This window comes from Pseudomonas sp. G(2018) (assembly GCF_005502415.1).
GTDB lineage: Bacteria > Pseudomonadota > Gammaproteobacteria > Pseudomonadales > Pseudomonadaceae > Aquipseudomonas.
Map to the genome: position 1 here is coordinate 1 of NZ_SCOO01000028.1, position 23,120 is coordinate 23,120.

At 50.1% G+C, this 23,120-nt stretch carries 25 protein-coding genes; 20 read left to right on the forward strand and 5 right to left on the reverse strand.

The features are described from left to right. Window positions 1–384: 384 nt before the first annotated feature. From FFS64_RS22530 to FFS64_RS22545, 4 genes are all read left to right on the forward strand, one after another. Window positions 385–2,046 (forward strand): DUF4942 domain-containing protein, encoded by a 1,662-nt coding sequence (locus FFS64_RS22530; protein ID WP_137807234.1) that lies wholly within the window; start codon window positions 385–387, stop codon window positions 2,044–2,046. 169 nt (window positions 2,047–2,215) lie between these two features. Further along, on the forward strand, window positions 2,216–2,935 hold the full coding sequence (locus FFS64_RS22535) for a MarR family transcriptional regulator (RefSeq protein ID WP_171017119.1): 720 nt from the start codon (window positions 2,216–2,218) through the stop codon (window positions 2,933–2,935). Beyond that, window positions 2,932–3,636, forward strand: a complete 705-nt coding sequence (locus tag FFS64_RS22540) for a hypothetical protein (RefSeq protein ID WP_137807236.1) — start codon at window positions 2,932–2,934, stop codon at window positions 3,634–3,636. Before FFS64_RS22535 ends, FFS64_RS22540 begins: the two co-directional genes overlap by 4 nt. Beyond that, window positions 3,633–4,310 carry a serine/threonine protein phosphatase gene (locus FFS64_RS22545; protein ID WP_137807237.1) on the forward strand — a complete coding sequence of 226 codons (678 nt, stop codon included), beginning with the start codon at window positions 3,633–3,635 and terminating at the stop codon, window positions 4,308–4,310. The genes FFS64_RS22540 and FFS64_RS22545 overlap by 4 nt, the downstream gene beginning before the upstream one ends. Before the next feature lie 375 nt (window positions 4,311–4,685). Here the strand turns inward: FFS64_RS22545 and FFS64_RS22550 are convergent, their stop codons facing one another. Continuing rightward, window positions 4,686–4,913, reverse strand: coding sequence for a hypothetical protein (locus FFS64_RS22550; RefSeq protein ID WP_137807238.1), 228 nt, complete (start codon window positions 4,911–4,913; stop codon window positions 4,686–4,688). 471 nt (window positions 4,914–5,384) lie between these two features. Beyond that, window positions 5,385–6,032, reverse strand: coding sequence for a hypothetical protein (locus tag FFS64_RS31460; RefSeq protein WP_202879040.1), 648 nt, complete (start codon window positions 6,030–6,032; stop codon window positions 5,385–5,387). A gap of 206 nt (window positions 6,033–6,238) precedes the next feature. Between FFS64_RS31460 and FFS64_RS22560 the strand changes: the two genes are divergently transcribed. From FFS64_RS22560 to FFS64_RS22570, 3 genes are all read left to right on the forward strand, one after another. After that, a complete protein-coding gene (locus tag FFS64_RS22560; protein ID WP_137807239.1) occupies window positions 6,239–6,556 on the forward strand; it encodes a hypothetical protein in 318 nt (105 codons plus the stop codon). A gap of 1,683 nt (window positions 6,557–8,239) precedes the next feature. Beyond that, window positions 8,240–9,142 (forward strand): ATP-binding protein, encoded by a 903-nt coding sequence (locus FFS64_RS22565; protein ID WP_137807240.1) that lies wholly within the window; start codon window positions 8,240–8,242, stop codon window positions 9,140–9,142. 531 nt (window positions 9,143–9,673) lie between these two features. Beyond that, on the forward strand, window positions 9,674–10,288 hold the full coding sequence (locus tag FFS64_RS22570; RefSeq protein WP_137807241.1) for a hypothetical protein: 615 nt from the start codon (window positions 9,674–9,676) through the stop codon (window positions 10,286–10,288). A 117-nt stretch (window positions 10,289–10,405) separates the two neighbouring features. On the opposite strand, the gene FFS64_RS22575 is transcribed toward FFS64_RS22570, so the two are convergent. Beyond that, window positions 10,406–10,816, reverse strand: coding sequence for a hypothetical protein (locus FFS64_RS22575; RefSeq protein WP_137807242.1), 411 nt, complete (start codon window positions 10,814–10,816; stop codon window positions 10,406–10,408). Between the two features lie 773 nt (window positions 10,817–11,589). Here FFS64_RS22575 and FFS64_RS22580 point away from each other — a divergent pair. The 4 genes from FFS64_RS22580 to FFS64_RS22595 all read left to right on the forward strand — a co-directional run bounded on the left by FFS64_RS22580 (window position 11,590) and on the right by FFS64_RS22595 (window position 12,954). Continuing rightward, window positions 11,590–11,826, forward strand: a complete 237-nt coding sequence (locus FFS64_RS22580) for a hypothetical protein (RefSeq protein WP_137807243.1) — start codon at window positions 11,590–11,592, stop codon at window positions 11,824–11,826. 73 nt (window positions 11,827–11,899) lie between these two features. After that, window positions 11,900–12,118, forward strand: coding sequence for a hypothetical protein (locus FFS64_RS22585; protein ID WP_137807244.1), 219 nt, complete (start codon window positions 11,900–11,902; stop codon window positions 12,116–12,118). 94 nt (window positions 12,119–12,212) lie between these two features. Continuing rightward, window positions 12,213–12,527 (forward strand): hypothetical protein, encoded by a 315-nt coding sequence (locus FFS64_RS22590; protein ID WP_238347424.1) that lies wholly within the window; start codon window positions 12,213–12,215, stop codon window positions 12,525–12,527. Window positions 12,528–12,540: 13 nt separating this feature from the next. Further along, the gene (locus FFS64_RS22595; RefSeq protein WP_137807245.1) at window positions 12,541–12,954 is read left to right on the forward strand and encodes a hypothetical protein; all 414 of its coding nucleotides are present in this window, start codon (window positions 12,541–12,543) and stop codon (window positions 12,952–12,954) included. A 197-nt stretch (window positions 12,955–13,151) separates the two neighbouring features. Here the strand turns inward: FFS64_RS22595 and FFS64_RS22600 are convergent, their stop codons facing one another. Beyond that, window positions 13,152–13,817 carry a hypothetical protein gene (locus FFS64_RS22600; RefSeq protein WP_137807246.1) on the reverse strand — a complete coding sequence of 222 codons (666 nt, stop codon included), beginning with the start codon at window positions 13,815–13,817 and terminating at the stop codon, window positions 13,152–13,154. A gap of 230 nt (window positions 13,818–14,047) precedes the next feature. On the opposite strand from FFS64_RS22600, the gene FFS64_RS22605 reads away from it, so the two are divergent. The 9 genes from FFS64_RS22605 to FFS64_RS22640 all read left to right on the forward strand — a co-directional run bounded on the left by FFS64_RS22605 (window position 14,048) and on the right by FFS64_RS22640 (window position 22,490). Continuing rightward, entirely contained in the window at window positions 14,048–15,595 is a 1,548-nt protein-coding gene (locus FFS64_RS22605) for a phosphoadenosine phosphosulfate reductase family protein (protein WP_137807247.1), read from the forward strand. Between the two features lie 85 nt (window positions 15,596–15,680). Then, the gene (locus tag FFS64_RS22610) at window positions 15,681–16,514 is read left to right on the forward strand and encodes a thymidylate synthase (RefSeq protein WP_137807248.1); all 834 of its coding nucleotides are present in this window, start codon (window positions 15,681–15,683) and stop codon (window positions 16,512–16,514) included. Beyond that, a complete protein-coding gene (locus FFS64_RS22615) occupies window positions 16,474–17,127 on the forward strand; it encodes a Pycsar system effector family protein (RefSeq protein ID WP_137807249.1) in 654 nt (217 codons plus the stop codon). Before FFS64_RS22610 ends, FFS64_RS22615 begins: the two co-directional genes overlap by 41 nt. Then, window positions 17,124–18,470: an adenylate/guanylate cyclase domain-containing protein gene (locus tag FFS64_RS22620; protein ID WP_137807250.1), complete on the forward strand. Its 1,347-nt coding sequence runs from the start codon at window positions 17,124–17,126 to the stop codon at window positions 18,468–18,470. The genes FFS64_RS22615 and FFS64_RS22620 overlap by 4 nt, the downstream gene beginning before the upstream one ends. Window positions 18,471–18,516: 46 nt before the next feature. Then, window positions 18,517–18,714, forward strand: coding sequence for a BPSL0761 family protein (locus tag FFS64_RS32245; RefSeq protein WP_372242181.1), 198 nt, complete (start codon window positions 18,517–18,519; stop codon window positions 18,712–18,714). Window positions 18,715–19,060: 346 nt separating this feature from the next. Continuing rightward, window positions 19,061–19,393: a hypothetical protein gene (locus FFS64_RS22625; protein WP_137807251.1), complete on the forward strand. Its 333-nt coding sequence runs from the start codon at window positions 19,061–19,063 to the stop codon at window positions 19,391–19,393. 908 nt (window positions 19,394–20,301) lie between these two features. Further along, window positions 20,302–20,985 carry a hypothetical protein gene (locus FFS64_RS22630; protein ID WP_137807252.1) on the forward strand — a complete coding sequence of 228 codons (684 nt, stop codon included), beginning with the start codon at window positions 20,302–20,304 and terminating at the stop codon, window positions 20,983–20,985. A gap of 122 nt (window positions 20,986–21,107) precedes the next feature. Then, complete coding sequence (locus FFS64_RS22635) at window positions 21,108–22,022, forward strand: hypothetical protein (protein WP_137807253.1); 915 nt, start codon at window positions 21,108–21,110, stop codon at window positions 22,020–22,022. 141 nt (window positions 22,023–22,163) lie between these two features. Next, entirely contained in the window at window positions 22,164–22,490 is a 327-nt protein-coding gene (locus FFS64_RS22640) for an HNH endonuclease (RefSeq protein ID WP_137807268.1), read from the forward strand. A gap of 344 nt (window positions 22,491–22,834) precedes the next feature. Here FFS64_RS22640 and FFS64_RS22645 read toward each other — a convergent pair whose 3' ends face one another. Then, complete coding sequence (locus FFS64_RS22645) at window positions 22,835–23,107, reverse strand: hypothetical protein (RefSeq protein ID WP_137807254.1); 273 nt, start codon at window positions 23,105–23,107, stop codon at window positions 22,835–22,837. Between the last annotated feature and the right edge of the window lie 13 nt (window positions 23,108–23,120).

Consider the following 23,120-nt stretch of genomic DNA (forward strand, 5'->3'; position numbering starts at 1 on the left):
CCAGATGAGGTTCGGTGATGTAGAGCATCTTCAAGAGACAAGAACCCACAAAAGCATGGTTTATTCGACATAGGTTGTACCTCCAGTTCACCGAGGCACCCCCACCCCACCGGGAGAGAGCGCCCGGTAGGCTTTAATCCAGCTCATGGCTGGTATCTGATCGCAGTCACTCACCTTGAAGGTAAGGCCGCGTACTTGAAGTGCTGACCAGGGTCAGCTCCCACAGAACGACAATCAATTGCTGTTCTGAATGGACGATAAAGTAGCTCTTCGCATCATGGGATTCAAGACATCAAACAAGTATCCGAATCACATTTGATGGTTGCAATTTTGAAGATAGTGAGACGGTAGGGACACACATTATTGTTTGCCCCAGGAGCCGACATGACTCACCAACACGGAGACCAGAAGTCCCTGCACGCCGTTTCGCATGAGGTCTTCCACCCCATCGAGGGCGATCTTGTTGACCCGTCCGAGAGATTCTTCGCACCGGTGCAGGCCGACCTTGTCGACAGGCTCCTTGGTGAGTACACAGCAACTCTCAACAACATGAATAGCGTTGTGGACTTCATGAGTGGACAAGACTTCCGATCCACACTTCACTATTTCATTGAGGGGAATTCGTTAGAACCTGGTCAAAGCGCGTCTGTATCGTCAGGTGGGCTTTTCAGCCTGGAAGGCGCTGTGGCATACCTGAACAGCACCTACTGGACCAAAGCACTTGCACTTACTGACGTATATGAGGCGATGCCCAAAGCAAGAAGGGATGAATGGGACAATCAGATCAAGAGTCGTCAGGCACCTGATTTTGAAGAGACGACTGTCCGTTCCACTCTAAATGCGCTGCTGTCTGATCGAACAAAGTTTTTTGCCGAACAAGTCGATGGAATTTTTAGAGCGTTGAGCGGTGATCACGTCACCAACAAGCCTGAGGGCTTTACAAAAATATTCATTATTAACCACATGCTCTATAAAGATGGCGGTATCAATTATGAGAATGCAGGATACATCCATGACCTTCGCTGTGTTATCGCGAAGTTCATGGGGCGATCCGCCCCACGATATGGCACGTCCGGGCCTCTCCTAGAAGCGATGCAGCGGGATTACGGAACCTGGCACATCGTTGATGGTGGGGCTTTGCGTATGCGCCTCTACAAACGCGGTACGGTTCACTGCGAAGTAAACCCGGATCTTGCGTGGTCGCTTAACAGCCTACTGGCTACTCTGTACCCAACTGCTATTCCTCCAAAATTTCGCACTAGGCCTAAGAACCCGCACAAAGAATTTCAGCTGATCGGCAAACCGTTGCCCTTTGAAGTAATCCACCTTCTTGCCGATATGGTCCATCCAGGTCGAGTTGGCAGGGATGAAATTACAGCGAACCCATACGCCTTAAGGTTTAAAAACTTCGATAAAAACGAGGCCAAAAAAGGCGCTGAGAACGTTCTCCACATGCTGGGCGGGGTTCGAATGAATATCAACGCCTTCATCTGGTATGAGTTCGATTACGACCCTAGATCGGCTCTGGATCGGATCATCATCAGTGGCTGCGTTCCGGATCAAAAATCGCATCAGTTTTACCCGACTCCAGACACTATGTCCGATGAAGCCGTTGAAATGGCCGACATTCAGGATGACGATGAAATTCTCGAGCCATCTGCCGGGCAAGGCGGAATCGCGTGCAAACTTCCAAAGTCTCAGACTACATGCGTCGAAATATCGTCATTGCATTGTCAGATACTGCGAGCGAAAGGGTTCAATACCGTAGAGGGTGATTTCCTCAAGTGGGCAGCAAGTACGACAAGGCGCTTTAGCTGCGTGATCATGAACCCACCGTTTTCGGATGGCCGCGCCCTCGCCCATCTACAGGCCGCCTCAGAACTTTTAATCGCCAGCGGTCGATTGGTCGCCATTCTTCCCGCAAGCCTGAAAAATAAGAACGTGCTGCCTGGTTGGACGCTTGAGTGGTCGAAGGTTTACTCAAACGAGTTTGATGGCACTGGAGTGTCAGTTGTTATGGTTAAAGCCATCCGAAGCGTCCACTAATCCGTCCGCCGAGACAACAGCACTGAGCTCGGCTGGAGCCCCCCTTGCGGCTGGAAATAAATTTGACACCTACAAAAACAGCGTGCGACATTTGTCCACGTTTTATGGAACGTGGACACGTAGAGGGCGGGTTATTTTGAAAGGTCAAGACATTTTACTGCTGTACAAAATGGCGAGCCTTCACGCGCAGGAAGAAGTGTCGCCAACAGGTCGCCAAACCGTGGCCTGGGGTGGCATTTCCTTCATTGACCTACTGCCGGATGATTATAGCCCCGAACCAACATTCATCACTTCCCCTCCGTCTGACGAAGCCAATGTCGACATAGGAGCTGCCGTCGCGCGAATCATCGATGCGGATTCGTTCAAATGGCAGGGTTGGGACGATGATGATATTGGCCAGACAAAGACTGTGGCGGAATGGAAAGATCGCTACACCCTAAGGGCACTCGCTGAATCCTTAGGCCTGAGCAAAAGTGAAATCTCAAACTCAATCGTTCGGTGTCGAGAGGCAGGGCTTGTAACGAACGACTATGAAACCTCCCTGCCCAAGGTGAATCGCCCTGCTCTTTTGAAGATCACTGAGCACGCCCTGAAGTACTTCTTCCCAGTAAAGCCTGGCGCCCTAGTAAGGGGGATTCCAACTGGCTTCGCATCTCCTGTGCTCACTAGGCACCTCAAAAGCGCAGGAGAAATTATCCATGTCTGGCCCGACCCTCAAGGAAAGGAGCGAGGCCAAGCAATCGAGCCTATCTACAAGACCGTTCCAGAAGCTGTAAAGAACGATCGCACCCTGTACCACTACTTAGCCCTAGTAGACTCCATCAGGCTGGGCGGGCCACGCGAAACCAGCGTTGCAATTCAACTCCTAAAGAAAGGTATGGGCCTTTGAGCATCGCCTCAGATCACAACTACGAAATGTTGAGCGCCGTCGCTGAAGGATTAGGCGACGAGCTTTTGAATGAGGTCGCCTTCGTAGGCGGCTCCACAACCTGGCTTCTTTGCACTGACGACATTGTGCTGGACGACATCCGCAGCACTGATGACGTTGACCTTGTGATCGAGCTTGGTGGCATAGCTGACTGGCAAAGACTTACAGAGCGCTTGGCGGCACAGGGTTTCAAGATTACCGCTGAGCACAGTGATGTGACGTGCAGGTTCAAGTTCAACGACGTCATTGTCGATGTGATGCCATCAGTAAAGGAGATCCTTGGGTACGAAAACAGATGGTTTGTGGATGGTTTAGCGAACGCAGAAACCATTACGCTTCCCAGCGGGATTGCGATCAAAATTTTCAAACCAACGTATTTTGTCGCGACAAAGCTCGAAGCATTCAAAGGTCGCGGCGAAGGCGATGCCTACCATAAAGATGTCGAAGATATCGTTCTGGTGGTGGACGGTCGAGAGAGCCTGCTTGAGGAGGTTACACAGGCTGATCAGGAGTTGCGAACGTATATCGCGGCCGGTATTGCCGGACTGCTGGCGCTCAACTCTCTTCAATACGTGATTGAAAGTTCGCATTCAGTCAGCGCAAATCCTGGTCGAGGCCAGATTATTTTTCAGCGTCTAAAACAGTTGAGCAACGTCAAATGATCCGGTACTCAACAAGGACCGTTAAGGGTCAGGATCGCGACGAAAATCGGGATCGCGTCGGGGCGGCATTTGATGGCGTTCGAGGTATTTTTGTCGTCGTCGATGGCACCTCCAAGCCCGGCAGCGGGCAATTGGCCCAGGCATTGGTCGATCAGATTTTCACAGGGTATCAGGCACGAATCGAAAATGGTGTTTCTGACTCGGGTCATGACCAGGTCGAGACACTGCTAAAGGATGTGCTCCAGGACGCACACTCCTCACTCTTCTCGGGCGGAGTCACAGGATCGGCAAGTTATCTCGTCGCAGTGGTTTCCGGTGAACTGCTTACCGTTGCATATGAAGGTGACTGTAGCGCAGGCGTAACGTCCCACACTGACCCCATCGCTTGGATCACTGCACCACACTGCCTCGCCAACTGGAGGCGTGATCGCAGTCATAGACAGCTGGCAACAGACAAAGGTCGGCACCAAATCAGCCGCAGTTTCAAAGCACGGAAGAAGCCAGATCCAGAATTCGTCACAAGAGCGGCCATCGCGGGTGAAACGCTGGTGTTTGCAACTGACGGTTTCTGGGCTGATTTGAGCGATGCAGCGCAAATTCAACTGCTTGGGCTCGATGCTCCCGATCCCACCCATGTCGATGACGACGTCACCTGGATAGTGGTGCAAATATGAAATATCCGAGAACGTTGCGAGGGACAGCGAACGGCTCCGTATCGACGGAAACATTGCTTCAATACGCCAAATACTTGGCCAGTGAGATTGTAACAATAACCAATGGGAATCGAACTTACACCGCCAGCATCATCGAGAACTGGCGATATCTTGATGGAGATTTCGAATTCACTTTTACGGAAGGGGCGCTTGAGTTCATTCAGGAGACAGACGACCCTCGGGGTGACATCGTCAAGGTGCTGTTCGCTGAGGTTGAATCTAAATAGCGCAACTGCCCATGCAAACTTCTAATAGTCTAAAGGTTATTTCCGCACACAGAAAAGCCCCCGCACTAAAAATACGGGGGCTCAGTATTATTGGTAACGCGTTAGTACCCTACTTGGAAACGACGGCCTGAATACCATCGTGACGATCTTCAGCACGTTTTGGATTAGGCACAAGTTTGCCATCTTTCCAAACATAGCGAGCCACAGCTTCCTTGGTAGGGTGGCCGGCGTCGTTCTTTGGATTACCGCTGCCATTGCCGCCATTACCTGCATTGGCGCCGGTTGCAGCGAACAGAGCGACGATTGCGAAACCTAATACAGTTTTTTTGATACCCATCGTTAAATCTCCTTGCGGCACTACGGCCAAATAATTACTTAGTTCTGCAAAGTCACATTTGCTTTGCTTACGAAACTAAATTAACCCCTAAGCGCCGACATGCAACGCCATACAAATCGTTTTTTTTCAAAAAAGCACAACTTTTTCAATGTTCTAAACGGACACTGATATTTCTTAATAATGCTTCTAAAGATCCCCCACATAAGACGGTCCACCAGTTCATGCCTGAACACTATAAAATTAAGTCAGGATCTATCACCCACGTGCGACCCTTACTAATAACGGCCGGCGGTCTCTTATGAAGGGCATAGACAAAATGACGAGTCGTGATTTTCCCACTTAGATAATGTGACAGAGCGCTAATCACATAACGCATTTATCCCTCCTTTGGACCTCATTCAGCACGAGCCCACAAGGCTGGTGAGCTGGCTTGAAAAGATTCTTTTGGTACGAGGAATAGAACCTCATCACCTAACCCTGACCGAGCAGATGCTGCGTCGCTCCCATCAAAAGCGAGTTGCATCGACGACCCAGCAAATCGGCAAGGATTTCAGCATCATTCGCCGCATCCACACAGTCACGATCCAGCGCGGACTTGAGGGCGCTTTTCAGCCATTCACTTACCGCCGGCGATTCAATCAATTTAGCTAAGGCTGACTCGACAAAGACAGGACCTTCAACCTTCCCTTCTACCTGCCGGAGTTGATTGTCCAAAGCGTCTTTCAAGAGAATGCAGCGCTGTTTCTGCTGCTCGCTCTCCTCCTCGGCCAGAAGTCGGAGTTCATGAGGCGTCAGGCCAGACGTACGCTGCAGGGTGACCACGATGTCGCCACCAACCGGATACATTGCACTATCAAAGCTGAGCTGAATGTAATTCTCAGGATCACTCTCATACAACTGCTGCCCGAGCAGTTCTGAAAGAAGGTGCGCGGCTCCGCCTGCCACCTTCGTAATCGGACTCCCGTAGGTTCGAACAAACTCAACCATCTGGCAGGCACTCACCATCTGTTGGCCAAGAAGTGTCCGAAGCTGAATGGTCTCCGCAAGCAAATCCTTGTAGGAGGGCAAATCGGAGTCGCTGGCTGGAGAGACGGCCGGTATGGAGTCACTGGTAGGCATAGGGAAACCTCTTCGGGTGGAAGAATGAGGCTATCCCCTACCGCCCTCCTGCCAGGTGGGTATTAGCCCCCGAATAGGGGCATGATTTAGAAGGATCAGAAATGTTTTTCGATTAAAGTCCGTTGCACACTAAATAGCCCGTCGATGCGGGCTTCAGTAGTCCGCAACGAAGAAATTTTCGGGTCATAACGTAAATGGAGAGAACAATGTTCAAGCCAAGCAACCCATTCACCCTGCCTGAGCTGGCAGAGCAAGAATCAATCTTTCCTCCGTCGATTCTGAAATCAGCTTGCACACTTGCGGCCCACTACATTGCGGCCCGTGAACGTAGCGATGTTGAAGCCGCTTCACGGATTGACGGCGATATAGGCGCCTTACTGAACGAAGAGTTCGACATGGAACAGTACAACGAACGAGGCCAGTTCAGGGCGCGTTTCATGGTGATGATTCACGATTGTAACGCTGCTTTTGGTCGGCTGGATTACAACCACACGCATTGGGCCTACGACACTTCTCGGGTGTAAGGGGGAACGGATATGAACAATTCTGAGGGCATGTTTGGAGTGTTCCTAATAATTGCGGCTCTGCTCACATTATTGATCTACCAGGGAGTTTATTGGCTGGCCTATCAAATCAATTGGTGGTTAGGCGCGTCGGGTTTTGAATCGCAAAGTCTGCAATTCAAACATGCATGTGTTGTCGTATCTTTTTTTCTAGCTATTGGCTTAATGAAGTTATGCATTTGGGTCCAGTCACTCCCAGCAGATCCATCGTATGGAGACCGTGACCGGCCGTAGAAAAGCCCGCCGAACCATCAGGAAGCCGTCGCGGCATTCGCAGCAATGTATCGAGACTATAAAAGCGATTGTGCGCCAGGCATTCAGGCGCGTCTAAGCCGCTCGGCACACGCGGGGCGAGGCAATCACTCCCTCATCTGACAGTTGCATATATCGGCTCTCGCACGCCGCAAGTCTAAATAATCCTGAATGGAAAACATCGGCGATTGCGACGACCTCACACCATAGGCTTTGAGGATTGGGAGAACGGCATCAGGTAGCGGGAGCACACGCCGACATTGCCCATAACGTAGACTATAAATCCTACATGGCCAGGAACGATGAATCATCAGATCTGAGGCATCCGGATAGGGTGTGGCTGCAACCATGGTCTGCATCGGCCGTCTATGCGCCTTAAACAGCGCTACGCGATTCTTCCCTTCCGTTGCTACGATCAGCGGCAATGAGCCTATCTGGCATGAACGCGGTGCAAATAGGTTCCCCAGCATTTCGCGGCATGCATATTCATCAGACCGGTCCATTGTCTGTTGGACGGCCATATCAGAACGCTCATCGTCTGTGTAGTAATTGAATGTTCCCGAGACAATCAACCGACAGTCGATTGTCATTGGCCGTGCCTTGCTGCCACTAAACAGGACGTCAGAAAATGGAATCGTCAGCTCTACAAATTTGCTGGGGAATGTAGCTGTCCACCCACGCTCGGGTACTGTCCATCCCTGCACCCTACGTTTAATCCGATCGAACCATCCACCAGGAATATAGGCTCTACCCTCGACATCAAACCGATCCTTCGAAGCAACAAATTCCGCCACTGCACTACTTAAAGCATCGCTCAGGACCTTCTCCTGCTCATATGGTATTCGCGCCATCGACGACCTCTCACAGTTCCCCCTCCCGGCATGCACTTTGCCTGATATTGATACTGACTGGCAGCCTGGCTGGCCAAAGAAAAAGCGCCAAAGCGGTACCGTTACGTTTCACCCTTTGCCACCGCGTGAAATCTTGATTTTTTTCATTGAGCCAAGCCGAACACGCAGTGGTGGCCAAGAGTCTTGCTGCCCACCAGCGTCCCCACATTTTTGGCACATGCTTCGAGAACCACGCATTCATAAGAAATCCCTCCTCTGTAGCTACTGTCGCAATTCGACTGCGTGCGCATGCCAACGAACGCCATGAATGCCATGTTCAACCTGAATTAAATCGTGCAAGAAGCCATTCCGCCCCTATAGAGGGTATCGCTGACCCTCACCAGGTATCGCGGGTAGGTAGAAGTACCAACTTCAGCTGGCTCAAGGCTTAGTTGCCTTAGCCAGTCATGCTCCCAGTTGCTTAATTTTATGCCTCAGGCATGATTGCCGTGAGCGTACGCCAACGCTTGCACGCCCACCTGGGCGAAGGCCGGATCAGGCCATGGCTTCAAAAACTTCCTTCGAAGCATTGCCTATCGGTAATGCGCCTTGTGGGCGTGGCGCTAAAGCCGAGCAGGAGATTGCTTTGTCCAACGAAACCCGATTCCCATCCGGCGCAACTATTGATCAAGTCAAGAAGGACGCCAAAAAGCTCGCCAAGGCTCAAGGTATTCCACTCCACCAAGCTCAGGATGCAGCAGCGCTTAAGCATGGCCTTGCCCTGCCTTGGAACCGAGTAAACGAGTGGCTGGCCGGCCAGAGTAGATCTGCTATCGCCAGCTTCACGCTGCCTCTTGATAATGGTGAAACCAAGACCGTCAACTTGACCTCCGAACAACCTCTCGTAATTGTTTGTGGGTGGGTCGGTTGCGGTAAATCGACGACGGCCCTTGTTCTCGCCGGCCAGGCCATGGCCACGACCAATGCCAGATTGTTTTTCCTCACATCAAAACCCGTTGGCTGGCCACCTGCAGTTTGGGATTCCCTTTACCGGGATTTCCCTGGTCGGTGCCTTGAAGTCGGTGATGTCCATAATTTCGATCTAGCTCAAATTAACCCCACGGCCGGCGACATCGTAATACTTGATGAGCGCTACCAAGGGGCGCGAAATCAAAGCCTTCAACGTCTAATTGAGCAGGCTAGATTATGGAAAGTTGGCCTTTTCGTCTGCAAGCAAGGCGGACCATCAGATATGGAGTTTGAGCTCACGAAATCTCACTATCCGGATCGTGGCATTCCACTGATAGTCGAAGGTAAAGGAGGGTTCATTCGCCATGGCGAACATGCCACTTTCACGGCGACTGGATTCGAACAAGCCAAGGCTTCTGGGCAACCAGACCGTACATCCTGGACTGGAAAATTCACCATCACAGTGTCCAAACCCAGCGTTCTTGCAAAAACGTAAGTCCTGGGAGAATGCCTCGCATGTAACCCCATCCGGATCACTGCGATGCACCTTTGCGAATCTCATACTACTGACACTGTCATCACCGCGGCGGCAACGAGAAATAGGTTGCCCCTACCTCCTCTCCATCCAAGTGGTGATGTCGTAGGCGAACTGCTCTCTGCGGTTGATGATGGGTGGTTCGAGTTACCTAAAGGCAGAAATCGGTGCTACACCCACAGGCAGTTTTCCCGGATATCAACTCTCGTCCAATCACTACCTGAGGTTGTCCAAGTACAGCAAAGATCCCGCACGTGGTGTGCGGCAAAACGAGTGGAACTCGGAGAGCGCTTTAGCTTTTTCTTCGGACTGCCCAACACTTTTCCCGACATCGTCCAACGAGCGACCTCCATTCCCTACGGAGGCCCGCGGCGACCTCGCGAATTCAGAGCGGGAACGTTCCAGGCAGTGAATCTTCTTCACTGCCTCCAAGATGCAATTTCAGCGGCCGCCCAACTAAACGATCTGATGGACGCACTGGACGCGCCAGACATGTTCAATCGCAATTCGAAAATAGAGTGTCAGGTTGCTCGCCTGCGCAAACATGGCCAGATGCATTACCTCGACAAATACATCTACGCCCTGCGTGGTAAGTTTCTTTGGAAGGAAGATCAGCAGTGGCTGCGCGATGTAAAGGAAGGTCGTATTTCAATGACTGACTTTGACGATCGCGTTGCTGCTAGGGAAGCGCGGAACGAACAAGCCAGCGTTTTGCATTGGAGGTCTGTCTACGCGTTGACACAGCAGTTGGCTGACTTCTTTGAGGGTGCAGGAACATACCACCACGGCACACTCACGAGGCGACTTAGAGAGCAATTTGGCAGACGAATAAAGCTTTTGCGCGAATCAGCATCCTGCGGCTCTGGATTTGTGCTCGAACTCGAAGACGGGCCGATAATTGGCAGCGGGAAAAAAATTGATGAAGGTTTTGTGTTTGTAAATTTTGTCATCGCCCTTGCGGGTGAGCTCGAGTCAGCTTCACCAGATGTCCACTCCTACTTCTCGGCTGTAGAGAGGGCATCGGAACGATCGACTGCGGTTGCATCGACACTGCGACGGGTTGTCCGGCGTATAGATACGCTTGAGCATCAGAGCGCTCGCTGTTAACTGAAGCGCCCACCAGGTTTCGGCAGTACTCGCGATTTGTTCATCACGCAGCCGTTGGACGCTGGGGGCGATTCAGTTAGCAGGACCCCAAGCCAGCTAAGCTTGGCTCATACGCGCTCACTTAACTTCAGTGGAAAGACGAATCCAATCTGACGCTGGGTTCTGGATTGCACAGTTTCCTGTCTCGCCTTGAAACCCCGGAAACTTAACAATTCCCAGGGAAGGATTCGTTTGGTAAAACTTGCCCAGACCGCATGGCCCGAAATCGACAGTGATGTCTTCCAGAGGCCGATCGTAGCTCATCGGCCTACTCGAGGGAGTGAGTGCGCCTTTGGCGATCTGGGCCTTGCCATTGACGTCCACACTGGCCATCTCAAAAGTCTTCTGCCCGTCCTGATCATAGATCTGAACGTAGTTGCCTTGCGTGGAGGGGAATTCAACACGACGGTGATCACTGGCTTCGCTTGCGTTGGCCAAGAGGGCGAGCGAGAGGGACAAAGACCCGAGTACGAAATGCATCTGCTTCATTGGTATTTCCTGGTGAGTGCGCTGACGACGGGATGTGAAAGCGCGTTAACTCATAAGATGGGGGCGACCTGGGGATATATCCAGTGGTTTGGAGATAATAATTTCCGATTGCAGTACCAGCTGACGTTTCCGAAATAGTTGCGACATCTGACTGTCGAAAGCCTCAATTGGCGGCTACACATTTTCGAAAGACCTGCGACTGCTGATGGCAATTCTTGCGACTGGCCTAACTCCTGTCGGTAATAGCTGCGACTCATGTGGAACTGTCCGTGAAGACCAGGGCGGGCCGGTGGTTAGAGCTCTCACACATCTCACCCTCTGCGCACTCAGGATCAAGCATAATTTCAATGCAACCCTGACAGTGAAGCCGACGGAAGCCCTACCATGTTGCGCTCAACTCTCGCAGGTCAATGCATACCTGCAAGATCGATTTCATCAGTTTTTGAACGACTAATTGCTCCTTTGAAAGGGGCAGTCTTTAGGCTTGCTTTTATTCTTCTCATGAGAAGATTGCGAAGGTTAGTCGATGAAGTTCGGTGCGTTGAACGCACTGGTGAATAACCGCCTTGGCTCTTTTCCCCACGACGGCAAACCAGTTGTCGCCGCCGAGCAGTAGGCCGAATACCAGGTGTGAGAGGAAATACCGAACAGCCCAACAGGGATGAATTGGAGATTGGTCTGGAGTACCGATTGCCTGCGATGGCCATGCCGCCAGATGGAAATCAAACGTCAGGCTGCTCTACCAATGCTGCAACGAACCAAAGGAATAATAGGTGAAACGAAACCCAATGGATGAGGCGATTTCCGCTCTCAAGGTTGCTCCGATTCAGACGCTAGGCATGTGCGTTAGCGCGATAGCCGCACTGTACCTGTTTTCTAATGATTCAAAGTGGTTCGGCACCACAGGGCTGGTCGCGTTGATCTTCACGGGGCTGGTCTGGATGGCTACACCGTACATTATCCAGGAAGCGAACAACCGCGCCAAAGCACGTCATCGCTATCCGTACTGAGTCCGAGGAAAACGCACCAGGTACACCCAAGTCACCCTGTCCACCACCAGCTCCACGAACAACGGAAATCGAAATGGCAACCAAGGATTTTGAATTCACAGTAGGTAAGGGCCATACGGTCTGGGCCGAGAAGTCCCACTATCCCGACCTGATTCGTCTGGTGATCCCAAAGGATCAAGCTCTTGAGCTGGCTCAAAAGATTCTGCGCGAGCTTCAGCACGTAAAGACCGATCAAACCCACTTGGGCGAAATCGCGCTTTTCGGCCAGCTTGAAGAATTTGACGACGAGTAAGCAGAAAACGCTCAGCTGCACCCTCAAGCCCGCATCGTGCGGGCTGAGGTCGTAGGAGAGGAACACTTCGTTCCCTCGAATCCGGAATACGACGATGAACAGTAATGAAATGAAGTTTCGGACGTTGGACGGCGCGAGCGTCACGCTGAATCCAACAGCAGAACTCGTGGAGCCTTTGACTCTAGATGATCCCGAGCGCGAACCCGGCACCGGTCAATTGGAAACCGGCAACCTGCTTCGCAAGGATGTCGAGAAGCTGATTCGCGAGTTCAGTGGTGAACCTGCGAAAGCTGCTTTGGCCATCTGCGTGATGCTCGATGATCATTTGGATCTTGCAGAAAACGGCTGGTTCGACAACGACGAAGTAGTCCAAGACGCAATCATTGCCGCAGATCCGCAAGACGACTGAGATGGTAGAGGTAATGAACACCATGAAACGACATTTGTCGCCGCCCCCAGTGATGCTGCCAACCCAACACCCCCTGCTATTGCTGCCCCTGATGCTCGCTATGCTCGCCGGTTGCAGCAAGCCAGTGCACACCGAAACAGGCACCGAGCCAGGTACAGCGGCAGCAGCAAAAGAACTGGCACCTAAATTCCTGTTGCAGATGTTCACCTTGGTTGATGAGCCGGTCATCGACGGTGAAACAGCAACCGTCAACGCAGTGATCTTGAACCAAAAGTGCGTGCTGACAATGCAGCGCACAAAAGAAACACCCTATGGCTGGTTGGTAAGCAAACAATCGTGTCTGACTACGAATCTCTCAACGCAAGGTGCGAACAGTCCAATCGTCACCGGTAAGGGTGCCCAAGTAGTCATCCATACGGACAAATAAGGGAAAAGTCGCTGAACATCCAGCCCGCCCAAATCGCGGGCTTTTTTTGTCGCAGCTATTTCCGAAATTTCGCATTTATTTCGGCAGCCGACACCTGCCCTACCCAGTGCGCGTTGGAACTTCGCACGTTCACTCTCAGAGGATGGTGAGAAGCGCGGCGAAGACTCAATCGCCACCAGGTGTTGCAAGCCGCCCTTTTAAATCACTATCACCTGCTCAGGATCCTTCTGCTCACTCCATTGGTGGGTCCGACTATCACGTGTCGTAAGCTCCGGTACGCGCGAGCAATCGAAGTAATTGAGTCCATTTTCATGGGCCAACGGCAAGTCGAGATGCTCACCAGGTAACGTGGACAGAATTCCGATCATTTCACGAGCTGTAACGACCGTACAGCGTGGCTCCTGCTCATTTAGTGTCTGTAAGGGATTCTCGATGCCAAAGCGCTTTCCTGCATTCTGAGCCGCGGTAGAGATTCGTGTTCGAAGGACTTCCTCTTCTGCAATTGATACTGCACCGTCCTCATGAAGAGATCCCGCCAACAGCCCTGCGCCAAGGATGCATTCGTACATGTCCTCCTCGGTCGCAGCTGCAGATAACGCACTCATAAAGTTTTCAAGCAATCTGAAATCATCAGATCGGTCGATACATTTTTTGGTCGAAAACCACTGCCGGCGGGCGGTTTCAGCTTTGCTGACCAGATCAGATCGGGTATCAGGCAGTACAAATCCCAGGTCCGTAATCGCTCGGATGTAGCCCTTGAGCTCACTTAGATGCTGATCTGCCTCAGCGGTGGTATCACAGCCTTCCATGTCCTTGATCACACCGAGCACGGCGGCCATCACCATTTCACTGTGTTCGCTCATCAAGACTCTCCCCTAATCGTACTGTCCGCAGATCGTTGCTGACGATTGCCCCTTAACGATAGTAACCGTAAGCGACGTTTCACAAGCTATCGGATGACAACTTGTCGAAATGAGAGAACGCGCCAGCACCATGAAGCTTGTCCTACGCCCAGCTCAGCTTCGTGCAATGGCTTGCATTTTTTTTCGTCCAGATACCGTGGAGGGAATCAATCAACTCCTAGGCCATCATGATGCAACTAATCGCCACTTCCCTCTTCCAGGACGCGACACCGGTGACCACCCCAGTGAAGGAGCCTTCATTTGACGAAAAAGTGGTCAACGCTGTGGAGGTGATTAAGAGCCTGATCCGCGCAGGCAAGCGGGTCGTTGCGGCTACATCCTTTGGAAAAGATAGTTCTGTGGTTTTGGCCCTCACCCTTAGAGCAATGGAAGAGCTCAAAGCTGAAGGTGTAGAAGTACCTGAGCTTCACGTTTTGAATTCTGACACGCTCATCGAAAACCCGGTGGTTCATGCATTCAGCAAGCAGGAAATTCGATCCCTGAAGGCCTACGCCGAGAGAAAAGGCCTTCCTGTGCGCATGTGGGTGTGTAGTCCCAACCTCAGTGAAAACTGGTTAATTTCACTGATCGGCGGCCGAACTGTTGCATCGATGCCTGGCAACTCGGCCAAGTGCACTATTCAAATGAAAAAGTCACCGATGGATCGCACCAAACGGCAAATAAAATCGATCATCAAGCAAGAGTTGGGGTCTGCTTTTTCAGATGACTCGATCGTAACCTTGATCGGTACCCGCCGTGACGAATCGGCGGTTCGCGGTCGCAACATGGCCTCCCGCGGCGAGAGCGCAATAGTCCCCGTGAACACAGCAAAAGAGGGGGAAAAGGCCAGCTGGATTTTGAGCCCGATCGCTGACTTCACCACCATGGATGTCTTCACATTTCTTGGGCGGGTTACGAACGGCCGAATCGAAACTTACTCGGATTTCTGCCAGCTGACTCAGGTGTATCGCGACTCTTCAGGCGACTGTATGGTCAACATTTTCATGCGAGACGGCGCGGCAGAACGTAAAACGTCGTGCGGTGCAAGGCATGGGTGTTGGATGTGCTTGCGGGTGAGCTCTGACAAAAGCATGGAAAACATGCTTGCTCAGGAGGACGGAAAATACTCTTGGATGGCGCCCCTTTCCTCCTTTCGAAATTATCTCAAGGCACGGCACTACGACCCAAGTGCTAGAAACTGGCTTGCACGTTCCGTCAACGCTGATGACGGCACAATCAAAATTGCGGCGAACGCGTATGCCCCAGATTTCTGCCTCGAGCTTCTACGCTATGCCCTGACCATTGATGCCAACGAGATTGAATGGGCGATGCAAAATCAAACGTCGCCCCGGTTCAACTTGCTTGGTATGAAAGAGGTTCTCGCGATTGATCTTCTGTGGGCTCGTCATAGCTACCAGCGCCCATTCACAGCCCTAGCTGAGTACAAGGCCATCTTCGAAAATGGGAAGCGCTACAGCATCCCAGAGGAGTACACAGAGTTTCTGCGTTCCGATCTGGACATCTCCCGTTCCGTCGAGCTGCCTTTCGTTGACTCTGAATTCCACGGAATATTTGAAGGCCTTCGCTCTGTTGACGATGAGCTTTCTTGCCAGTCCGTCATTTCTAAAAAAGGTGTTTACTACACCAACGTCAACGAAACAAATGAGTTCGAGCTCGATGATGAATCAGTGCATTTTGTGGACAACGCTAATCTAGTGTCATTTTCGCTGCTCGCCTGACCAACACTGCTCGTCTTTTGTTTTCAGCATCATCCTATTTTTTTTTAAGAGTCGCATTTACCTCGGCGACAGATCAGAGGCCATCATGAAAGCATATCTGGATCTCCTAACCGACGTGATCACCAATGGTGTGGTCAAAGGTGATCGAACTGGTACGGGCACGAAGGCGGTCTTCGCTCGACAGTTCCGCCACAATCTTGCCGACGGCTTCCCATTGCTCACGACCAAAAAGCTCCATTTCAAAAGCATTGCCAACGAGTTGATTTGGATGCTCAGTGGCAGTACCAATGTGAAATGGCTCAAAGAAAACGGCGTCAGCATCTGGGATGAGTGGGCGACGGAGGATGGTGATCTGGGCCCGGTATACGGTAAGCAGTGGACTGCTTGGCCAACGAAGGATGGCCGTACCATCAACCAGATTGACTATATGGTTGAAACCCTCAAGACAAATCCGAATAGCCGACGAATCCTCTTCCATGGGTGGAATGTCGAGTACCTTCCTGATGAGCGCCAAAGCCCGCAGGAAAACGCGCGCAATGGGCTACAGGCTCTTCCGCCCTGTCATCTCCTCTACCAGGCCTTTGTGCATGAGCGGCACCTGTCCATGCAGCTCTACATCCGCAGTTCCGACGTGTTCCTTGGTTTGCCCTACAACACGGCTGCGCTGGCGCTACTGACGCATATGCTCGCCCAACAGTGCGATCTGATCCCTCATGAGATTATCGTGACGACTGGTGACACTCATGCTTACTCCAACCATATGGAGCAGATCCAGGAGCAGTTGAGCAGGACACCAAAGAAACTTCCCCAGCTTAAAATCCTGAAGCGTCCTGAGTCTATCTACGACTATAAGTTCGAGGACTTTGAGGTGGTCGGGTATGAGCCGTATCCGAGCATTAAGGCCCCTGTGGCAATTTGATGGCAAAATACTGAGCGGTTTATATTTTATGAAATTGCAAGGGAATGTGGCGATGGATGAGCTGAAGGTAGAGGACAAGACGAAGTATTTGCTTGAAGTCCTAAAAAGGATTGATGGCTATGTCATGTCCACGAATGCCAAGTGTGCAATCATAATTTCTTACGCGGCGGCAGTAATTGCTTGGGTTTCGGTAAATCTCAATAAACTTGTCTCAGACGCCCAGTCACCACCGTTGCTAATCTTGATAACTATCGGAATTGTTGGTGTGATCGGCTCGTCCATCATTTGTCTTTGGATGGCTGTAAAGGTCATTTTGCCAATCACCACGAGCTCGGTCGAAAAGGATGTTGGTGAGTCAGTGATTTTTTATGGTGATATAGCCTCGACCCAGAAGGGGGCCGGAGGTTACGAAAACAAGGTGACGTCCTTGGCTTCCGATACCTTCCTGCAAGATTTGTCACAGCAGGTATTCACGCTGGCAAAGATAGCAAATATTAAATTTGGGATTCTGAAAAGACTCACGCTTGTTTTGTTGTACGGGAATTTTATTTCGATTGCCGTGCTCATGATTGGACTGCTAATGAATTCGCTCGTTCAGAGGTGCGCATTGTGAGTACTGCGTCAAAAGATGCCTTCCGCAGCATCATCAATAAAGCTCGTTCGAAGCCAATGATGAAGTCTAGTCACGTCGTCATGGACGGCATCGTGATGAATGAGAGTCGGAGCCTACCCAGGGTTGGAGAGGTGCATGAGCACGCTTTGCAGACTCGTATCCGACCGCAGTTTGGTAAGGGGGATATCAACCGGACTGTAATTGGTTGTCATCCGGATTTTAAGCATCTGGAGGGGACGGCTGATGTTGAATACCATCACGTCTGCTCTTTGTTCTTGGATATTAAGAACTCCACGCGGTTGTCCTTCATTTACACGCTGGAGGAGGTGTCATGGATCAAAAATTCCATACTCAAGGCCGCGTCGGAGGTTGTTCGTAGCCTTGATGGATATGTCCATCGATTCATGGGGGATGCAGTCCTCGCCTTCTTCGGGAACCATACCGACACAGAGGATGACACGATCGCTAACGCTTTAAATTGCGCTGCGGTGCTAGAGTCGCTAATGGTGGGGACTATTATTCCTGTCCTCGTCGAGGAGGGGTATGAAGCCAGAGATCTCGGGTTCCGGATCGGGTTAGATTATGGTTCAAATCAGGAGGTTTTGTGGGCCTCCTACGGCTACAGCGAAGTCTGCGAGGTAACGCCGACGTCATTCTATGTGGACGTGGCCGCTAAGCTCCAAGCAATGGCTCGAAAAAATTGCGCGATGTTAGGTGATAACTTACTTTCGAAAATTGATTTTCCGACTGCCTTTGTCGACAAAAAAGTTAGGATGGAGAATGGTGAGTCGGTCGAAGTAAATTACCTGGATAAGATTTATACCGATAGAGATGGCAATAAAAAATTCTATAAAGTGAGAGAGCTGAACAATCGAAAGTATCGTGATCTCTTGCCTTTTGATCCTTCAGAAAAGGCGACTTTTGATGGTTCTCGAGCAGTAGGTCAGCCTCATATTTCTTACAAGTGCTATGTAGATTTAAACGGTCAGCTTGAGGAATATCGCTCGGTCTCTCGATTTCTCCCTAAGTTTTCCAGTCTTCAGTTTCGGCTGGTAATCCAGCGGGGTGCTGAAGCCGCGCTACGCTTTCCCTTGGTAGCTTCATTTACCAAGTATAACCATGGGCATGAGGCTGCAACTGAAACATCTGCAGGAATTTATCCAAAGGGCACGTACAATTTTCTGATGAAGAGTCAGCCTGGTCTAAATTCCTTCTATGCCGGAGAGCGTTTCGATCTACCAGAATCCACCAAATATAGAGGATTGCATTGCATGGAAGTCGAGGTGAAGGATTCGTTAGGGGTCGTAGTCTTTCGAGATACTATCGGCGTATACATTTGTTGAAAGTTTTTAGCTTTGAAGCGACTACCCTGCCTGATGGAGAGATAAAATGACGAGGCCAAATGCACGTGTGCGATCGCTGATACAGACTCGAGATTTTTTAATTGACCTATCAGGTAATAATTTAGTTCCGGAATCCGTGCGTCTTAGCGCTTTTCAGTTATTAAGGCAATATCCCACTCCAAGTGAAATTTTGATAGCCGAAAAGTTTTACGACGGCAAAGCTTCGACCCCGGTCGAGCGCTGAGTCTGTCGCAGGTGAGGCATTCGGCAGGTTGCTGACCCTTCTTACCGATTTTTGCTAACGGTAGTAGAAAGAAATGGCGTCGCTTTCGCTTGCGAAAGGGTATCGCATTAGTGCGTAGTTCACGCTAGTGTAAACTCACGATAGAATTTACTCAGGGTGGTTAAAAGGATCTCTTGATCGCACCCAATTCAGCCGCATAGCTGAAAACGAGCTAGTTCGTCCATGACGAATAGATAGCGACCCATTCCATCGCCCTAGAGCTAATCAGAGGGGACTCGCTACTGGAGAAATTCGTCATGCTGATAGAATCGTACTAGCTACTCATAACATCCCCCTGAGAATTGGCATGAATCCAGAACTAACTGAAGAAGAGATGCGCCGGGCGCTTTTCGGTGCTGGCGAGCAGGTTGCGCAGGGCAGTGCGTCTCCAGTGCAAAAGCCTCTTCCGGATACCGTGATCACGCAGTCGGCAAAGGTGGCAAAGAAAAAGAAGGTCGCGAAAGCATATACACCTAGGCTGAGAGTCATGCTTCGAGTGGGGAATGAATTTGAAGGCAAAACGCACGAGATGTTCCATGAGGCTGATACGTTGAGTACCCTCCTAGCTGAGCAGCAAGCGACTAGGGTGGCTAGGAAAAAATTCCGGTTTGTGGAAGTGGTTTCGATCAAGTCGATGTAGGTGGATTTTCACGAGGCTGGCGGGCTAGGTGTTCAAATGAATTCATTTGGTGGCTAACCCGAACGGCATTTCTGGACAGGCCCCGGCCTGAAGTCACTGGCGGTAAATGGCCGATAGCCGTAAGTAAAGAAATATTGTCTTTATGGCTATATTTAGCACTTAAAGGAAACATTTCTTTTCCTTACTGCTGGCATTTTTGGACAAAGATGAAGCGCGGGACAACAATCGCACGTGCGACCATGAACCGTCACCGTTCAGCTTTGACCAACGCGCCTCGTATTCTCACCGGCAGAAACGCCCCAAAGGCCTAGGATATTGAGAGACGGTTTTATCCACCCTTTTTACCCAGCCTCCAGCACACTTTTTTTTCGTCGCCGAACCCTGCCTTCAAGCAAATTATGAATTTTTGCATAATTGCGCATAAAACCAACGATCTAGATTTTTCTGCTAATTACGAGGCGTGAATGGCAAAATTAATCTAAAAGACCTAGCCGTTAAACTATTCTGGTATTCGCCTTTTTGCTATTGCTTCACGTATTCAACCAATGCTCTGGCTACAGCAGCTTGTTTGGCCTATTTCATTGCCCTTCATGGCGGGCAGCAGTCGGTTAACAGCAGACGGTCGTGATCGGCAGAGAACGGCCAGGAGCGGACGGTGGACACAGTGATGACAAATGGGTAGCGTCATCGATGCTGCCTTCGAATCTTGAGGGCAGCAGGGCTTGCCGTCACCCGTGTCGTGTTTCTCTCTGGGCGATGTCGCGTTTGCCGCGACCACCTCTAGAGCTTATCCGACACGCCATCGCGATAAGAAACGCGACAGGGCATGTCGCCTAATAGTAGTTAGCCACCCCAACAGCCTACATTGCCCGGGACCTTAATAAGAATCTTTAAGGGAAAGTAACAAAATGGCCTTTACCGAACCTAACTTACACTCTCGAAACCTTAAGTTCATCTCAATGATGTTCATCGTGTATTGGGCATTAGGGCTCGCGCCCGCCGGTGATTCTATTCGACTGATATTTATTAATTACGAAATCACAAATCCAGCCGCACTCACCTGGATTGCCCACACTATCCTTTTATACTTCGCTTGGCGCTTTTATCTGAGCTCAAGAAATATGATCAAGCATGGTGTTATTAAAACAATTAACACCAGCCTAGGCGGAAAGCAAGAGTCCTTGCTCTACAAACTACTAGAGAAACGCGCTAGACAAGACTATGTAAATAACCAAAAAGACAGATTTCAGAAAGAACGAGATGATTATGCGCTAGAAAAAGGCATAAACACATACAACAACATTGACTTTGCCACCGTCCCACAAGAGTTGAAGTACGAATACGGGCAATTATGCTTGAGCTATCAAGCTTACTACAGGGAGCCGCGCTTGCCAGGAAATGACTTCAGAGGCTACACAATAAAATACAGATGGTTTCACTGGCTATGGTTTAAGGCCTGGAAAATAATTGAATTTCTAATAGGGAAAGAAGAAACTCCCGACTATTTAATACCATGGGTTCTTTTCTTGTTCGCGCTCCTAACGAGCGCTTTCAATGTTTTAGGGGTTACTGCCCGAAGTATACCGTGGTAGCGGCGACTAACAATGCGCTCAAACCGTTCGCTTCGCTCACTGGGACCGGCTAAAGCCGGCCCCTTAGCTTAATCGTTATGTGAGTATCCAAGAAATTAGATTACTCCCAGAAAAGGAATTCCATGATCAGCCTTAAGCAAAACTGCACCACCATCAACTTCAACAATATGGAGAAGACAAAAGAGAACTTCACTTTTCTCATGTACGGAACCATCGAAAAAGACAGAATCGATCAGGAGATTCAGCGTAACCAAGAAATGGTTGACGGCGGGTATGTTACAACCAACCAAATTCAGGATCAGCTTGATTATTTAAAGAGGCTTAAAGCTGACCCGAACTATCAAAACGGAAGCTTGCCTCGGGGAATTGAAAAAATAATTCTTCAGATTATGGAAAGCTATACATTTTGGCATTCCATAAATGAAGTTGATGCAGAATTTTTTCTAACTCAAGATAACTACATCCATAACCTAATAAATGTGAGCATTACATTTATGGTTAGCTGTGAACTAGCGAAGCTATTCAATAACAAGTCAGGCGACTTTTCATTGAATAATATTTGGAATCATGACGTCGATGAAATCAAAAAAGCCAAAATAGCAAGCGAAGATGAAATTGATTATATAACTGAACAATTTGCTCGAAATGAATCTACCAGAAACCAAGCAATAAAACGCTTCTTGGATTTTCGCAATAAGTCAGTTGCACACAATGAAAATAATACAGGCATGCAATGGTCAGATTTCGTAAGCACTATTAATTTTGTTAGCAGAGTCTGGGGTATTATCGATGAATATTACAGCCCGAACTGCTTTCCAAGGCCAATTCAACTATCAGATCAGCTCTATACACCACTGCAGCCGCATTTTACATTGCCACAGATTAAGCAAATGAAGGAGGCAAGATTAAAGCTCATGGGAGATATGTTCAAAGCCGCTTCAACTAATCTAGTAACCGGAGCTCAGGACAACATCAAACCATTTGGTGACTTAAAAATTACGGTAAAGATCGAATCAACAACGAAAGTAATTGGTTAGCAGCGCGCACACTGCAACATCACATAACAAGCCGCTCAACCACGCTCACTTCGTTCGTTGGACTCGCAAAAGCTGCGCTTTTGCTCGCCGGTTAGCCTAATCGTTAGGCGCCTCGTAACAGATGCCGCAAGGAGGCTCACTGTGAACAGATGGAACATCCCGGACTGGCTCGAACAAGAGGTGTTGGCGCGAGATACTGCCTGTGTTTACTGCGGCGTGGTTTTTTTGCTTCCGGCCCAAACTCGCGGCACCACGCCCTCTTGGGAACACATCATCAACGACGCCAGAATCGTTACCCGCGAAAACATCGCCAGGTGCTGCATGTCCTGCAATGCGAGCAAAGGAGCCAAGGAGCTAAAGGTGTGGCTTCAGTCAAAGTACTGCAGGCGTAAAGGCATACACGAAGAATCTGTTACTCAGCTTGTGCGAAATGCACTATCAAGTCCCGAAATCGATGCGAGCGCCTAACCCTTCAATCGAGAGGACGTTATGAATGTCTGCAAAGGGTCAATTTCGGTCAGTCGCGACAGGCAGAAATCGACCCAGGCTGTGTGAAAACGTTTTAGAGCGAGTTTGGCAGTCAGAACCGCAACGAAAATCGCGCGCCTACGCAAATTTCAGGTCTACTGACTAACCAAACGCTGCCAGATTTTATGTAGCAACGCAGACTTCAAAACGATACATGCGTTTTCACACAGCCTGGACCCATTGCGGACGCTGACTAACGTTGTGATTGAGAGGCTGGCCGGAAGCTGGCGAAGCCAGCTTTTGGACAGTCCCACTCGAAGCGTTTGTTAGGCAAGGCAAACAGTTTATTTACAACTGAATTGAACTTCGGCACCAGCATACGAAGAGTAGGGGTTATATGGTTTCGCAGCGGAGCTTTGTACAGAAAGCACCTTACCTTGTTTTTTACAAAACGCAGCAGCCTCTTTTAGTATCTCTACCTTCACTGAGCTACCGTTATAGGCCATCGCATCCTCCTTTTCATAAACGTAGTTGCCTCCGCCAAGGTCAACGATTCCAGAGTTCGTCGCGCAGCCGGACAACGCGAGCAGAACAACTGTAGAGATAACGATTCGCATATTTCTCCCTCAA

Coding starts and splice junctions, on each gene's coding strand:
- FFS64_RS22530 (WP_137807234.1), top strand. CDS start 385: ATGACTCACCAACACGGAGACCAGAAGTCCCTGCACGCCGTTTCGCAT.
- FFS64_RS22535 (WP_171017119.1), top strand. CDS start 2,216: ATGGCGAGCCTTCACGCGCAGGAAGAAGTGTCGCCAACAGGTCGCCAA.
- FFS64_RS22545 (WP_137807237.1), top strand. CDS start 3,633: ATGATCCGGTACTCAACAAGGACCGTTAAGGGTCAGGATCGCGACGAA.
- FFS64_RS22550 (WP_137807238.1), bottom strand. CDS start 4,913: ATGGGTATCAAAAAAACTGTATTAGGTTTCGCAATCGTCGCTCTGTTC.
- FFS64_RS31460 (WP_202879040.1), bottom strand. CDS start 6,032: ATGCCTACCAGTGACTCCATACCGGCCGTCTCTCCAGCCAGCGACTCC.
- FFS64_RS22560 (WP_137807239.1), top strand. CDS start 6,239: ATGTTCAAGCCAAGCAACCCATTCACCCTGCCTGAGCTGGCAGAGCAA.
- FFS64_RS22565 (WP_137807240.1), top strand. CDS start 8,240: ATGGCTTCAAAAACTTCCTTCGAAGCATTGCCTATCGGTAATGCGCCT.
- FFS64_RS22570 (WP_137807241.1), top strand. CDS start 9,674: ATGTTCAATCGCAATTCGAAAATAGAGTGTCAGGTTGCTCGCCTGCGC.
- FFS64_RS22575 (WP_137807242.1), bottom strand. CDS start 10,816: ATGAAGCAGATGCATTTCGTACTCGGGTCTTTGTCCCTCTCGCTCGCC.
- FFS64_RS22585 (WP_137807244.1), top strand. CDS start 11,900: ATGGCAACCAAGGATTTTGAATTCACAGTAGGTAAGGGCCATACGGTC.
- FFS64_RS22590 (WP_238347424.1), top strand. CDS start 12,213: ATGAACAGTAATGAAATGAAGTTTCGGACGTTGGACGGCGCGAGCGTC.
- FFS64_RS22595 (WP_137807245.1), top strand. CDS start 12,541: ATGAACACCATGAAACGACATTTGTCGCCGCCCCCAGTGATGCTGCCA.
- FFS64_RS22600 (WP_137807246.1), bottom strand. CDS start 13,817: ATGAGCGAACACAGTGAAATGGTGATGGCCGCCGTGCTCGGTGTGATC.
- FFS64_RS22605 (WP_137807247.1), top strand. CDS start 14,048: ATGCAACTAATCGCCACTTCCCTCTTCCAGGACGCGACACCGGTGACC.
- FFS64_RS22610 (WP_137807248.1), top strand. CDS start 15,681: ATGAAAGCATATCTGGATCTCCTAACCGACGTGATCACCAATGGTGTG.
- FFS64_RS22615 (WP_137807249.1), top strand. CDS start 16,474: ATGAGCCGTATCCGAGCATTAAGGCCCCTGTGGCAATTTGATGGCAAA.
- FFS64_RS32245 (WP_372242181.1), top strand. CDS start 18,517: ATGACGAGGCCAAATGCACGTGTGCGATCGCTGATACAGACTCGAGAT.
- FFS64_RS22625 (WP_137807251.1), top strand. CDS start 19,061: ATGAATCCAGAACTAACTGAAGAAGAGATGCGCCGGGCGCTTTTCGGT.
- FFS64_RS22630 (WP_137807252.1), top strand. CDS start 20,302: ATGGCCTTTACCGAACCTAACTTACACTCTCGAAACCTTAAGTTCATC.
- FFS64_RS22635 (WP_137807253.1), top strand. CDS start 21,108: ATGATCAGCCTTAAGCAAAACTGCACCACCATCAACTTCAACAATATG.
- FFS64_RS22645 (WP_137807254.1), bottom strand. CDS start 23,107: ATGCGAATCGTTATCTCTACAGTTGTTCTGCTCGCGTTGTCCGGCTGC.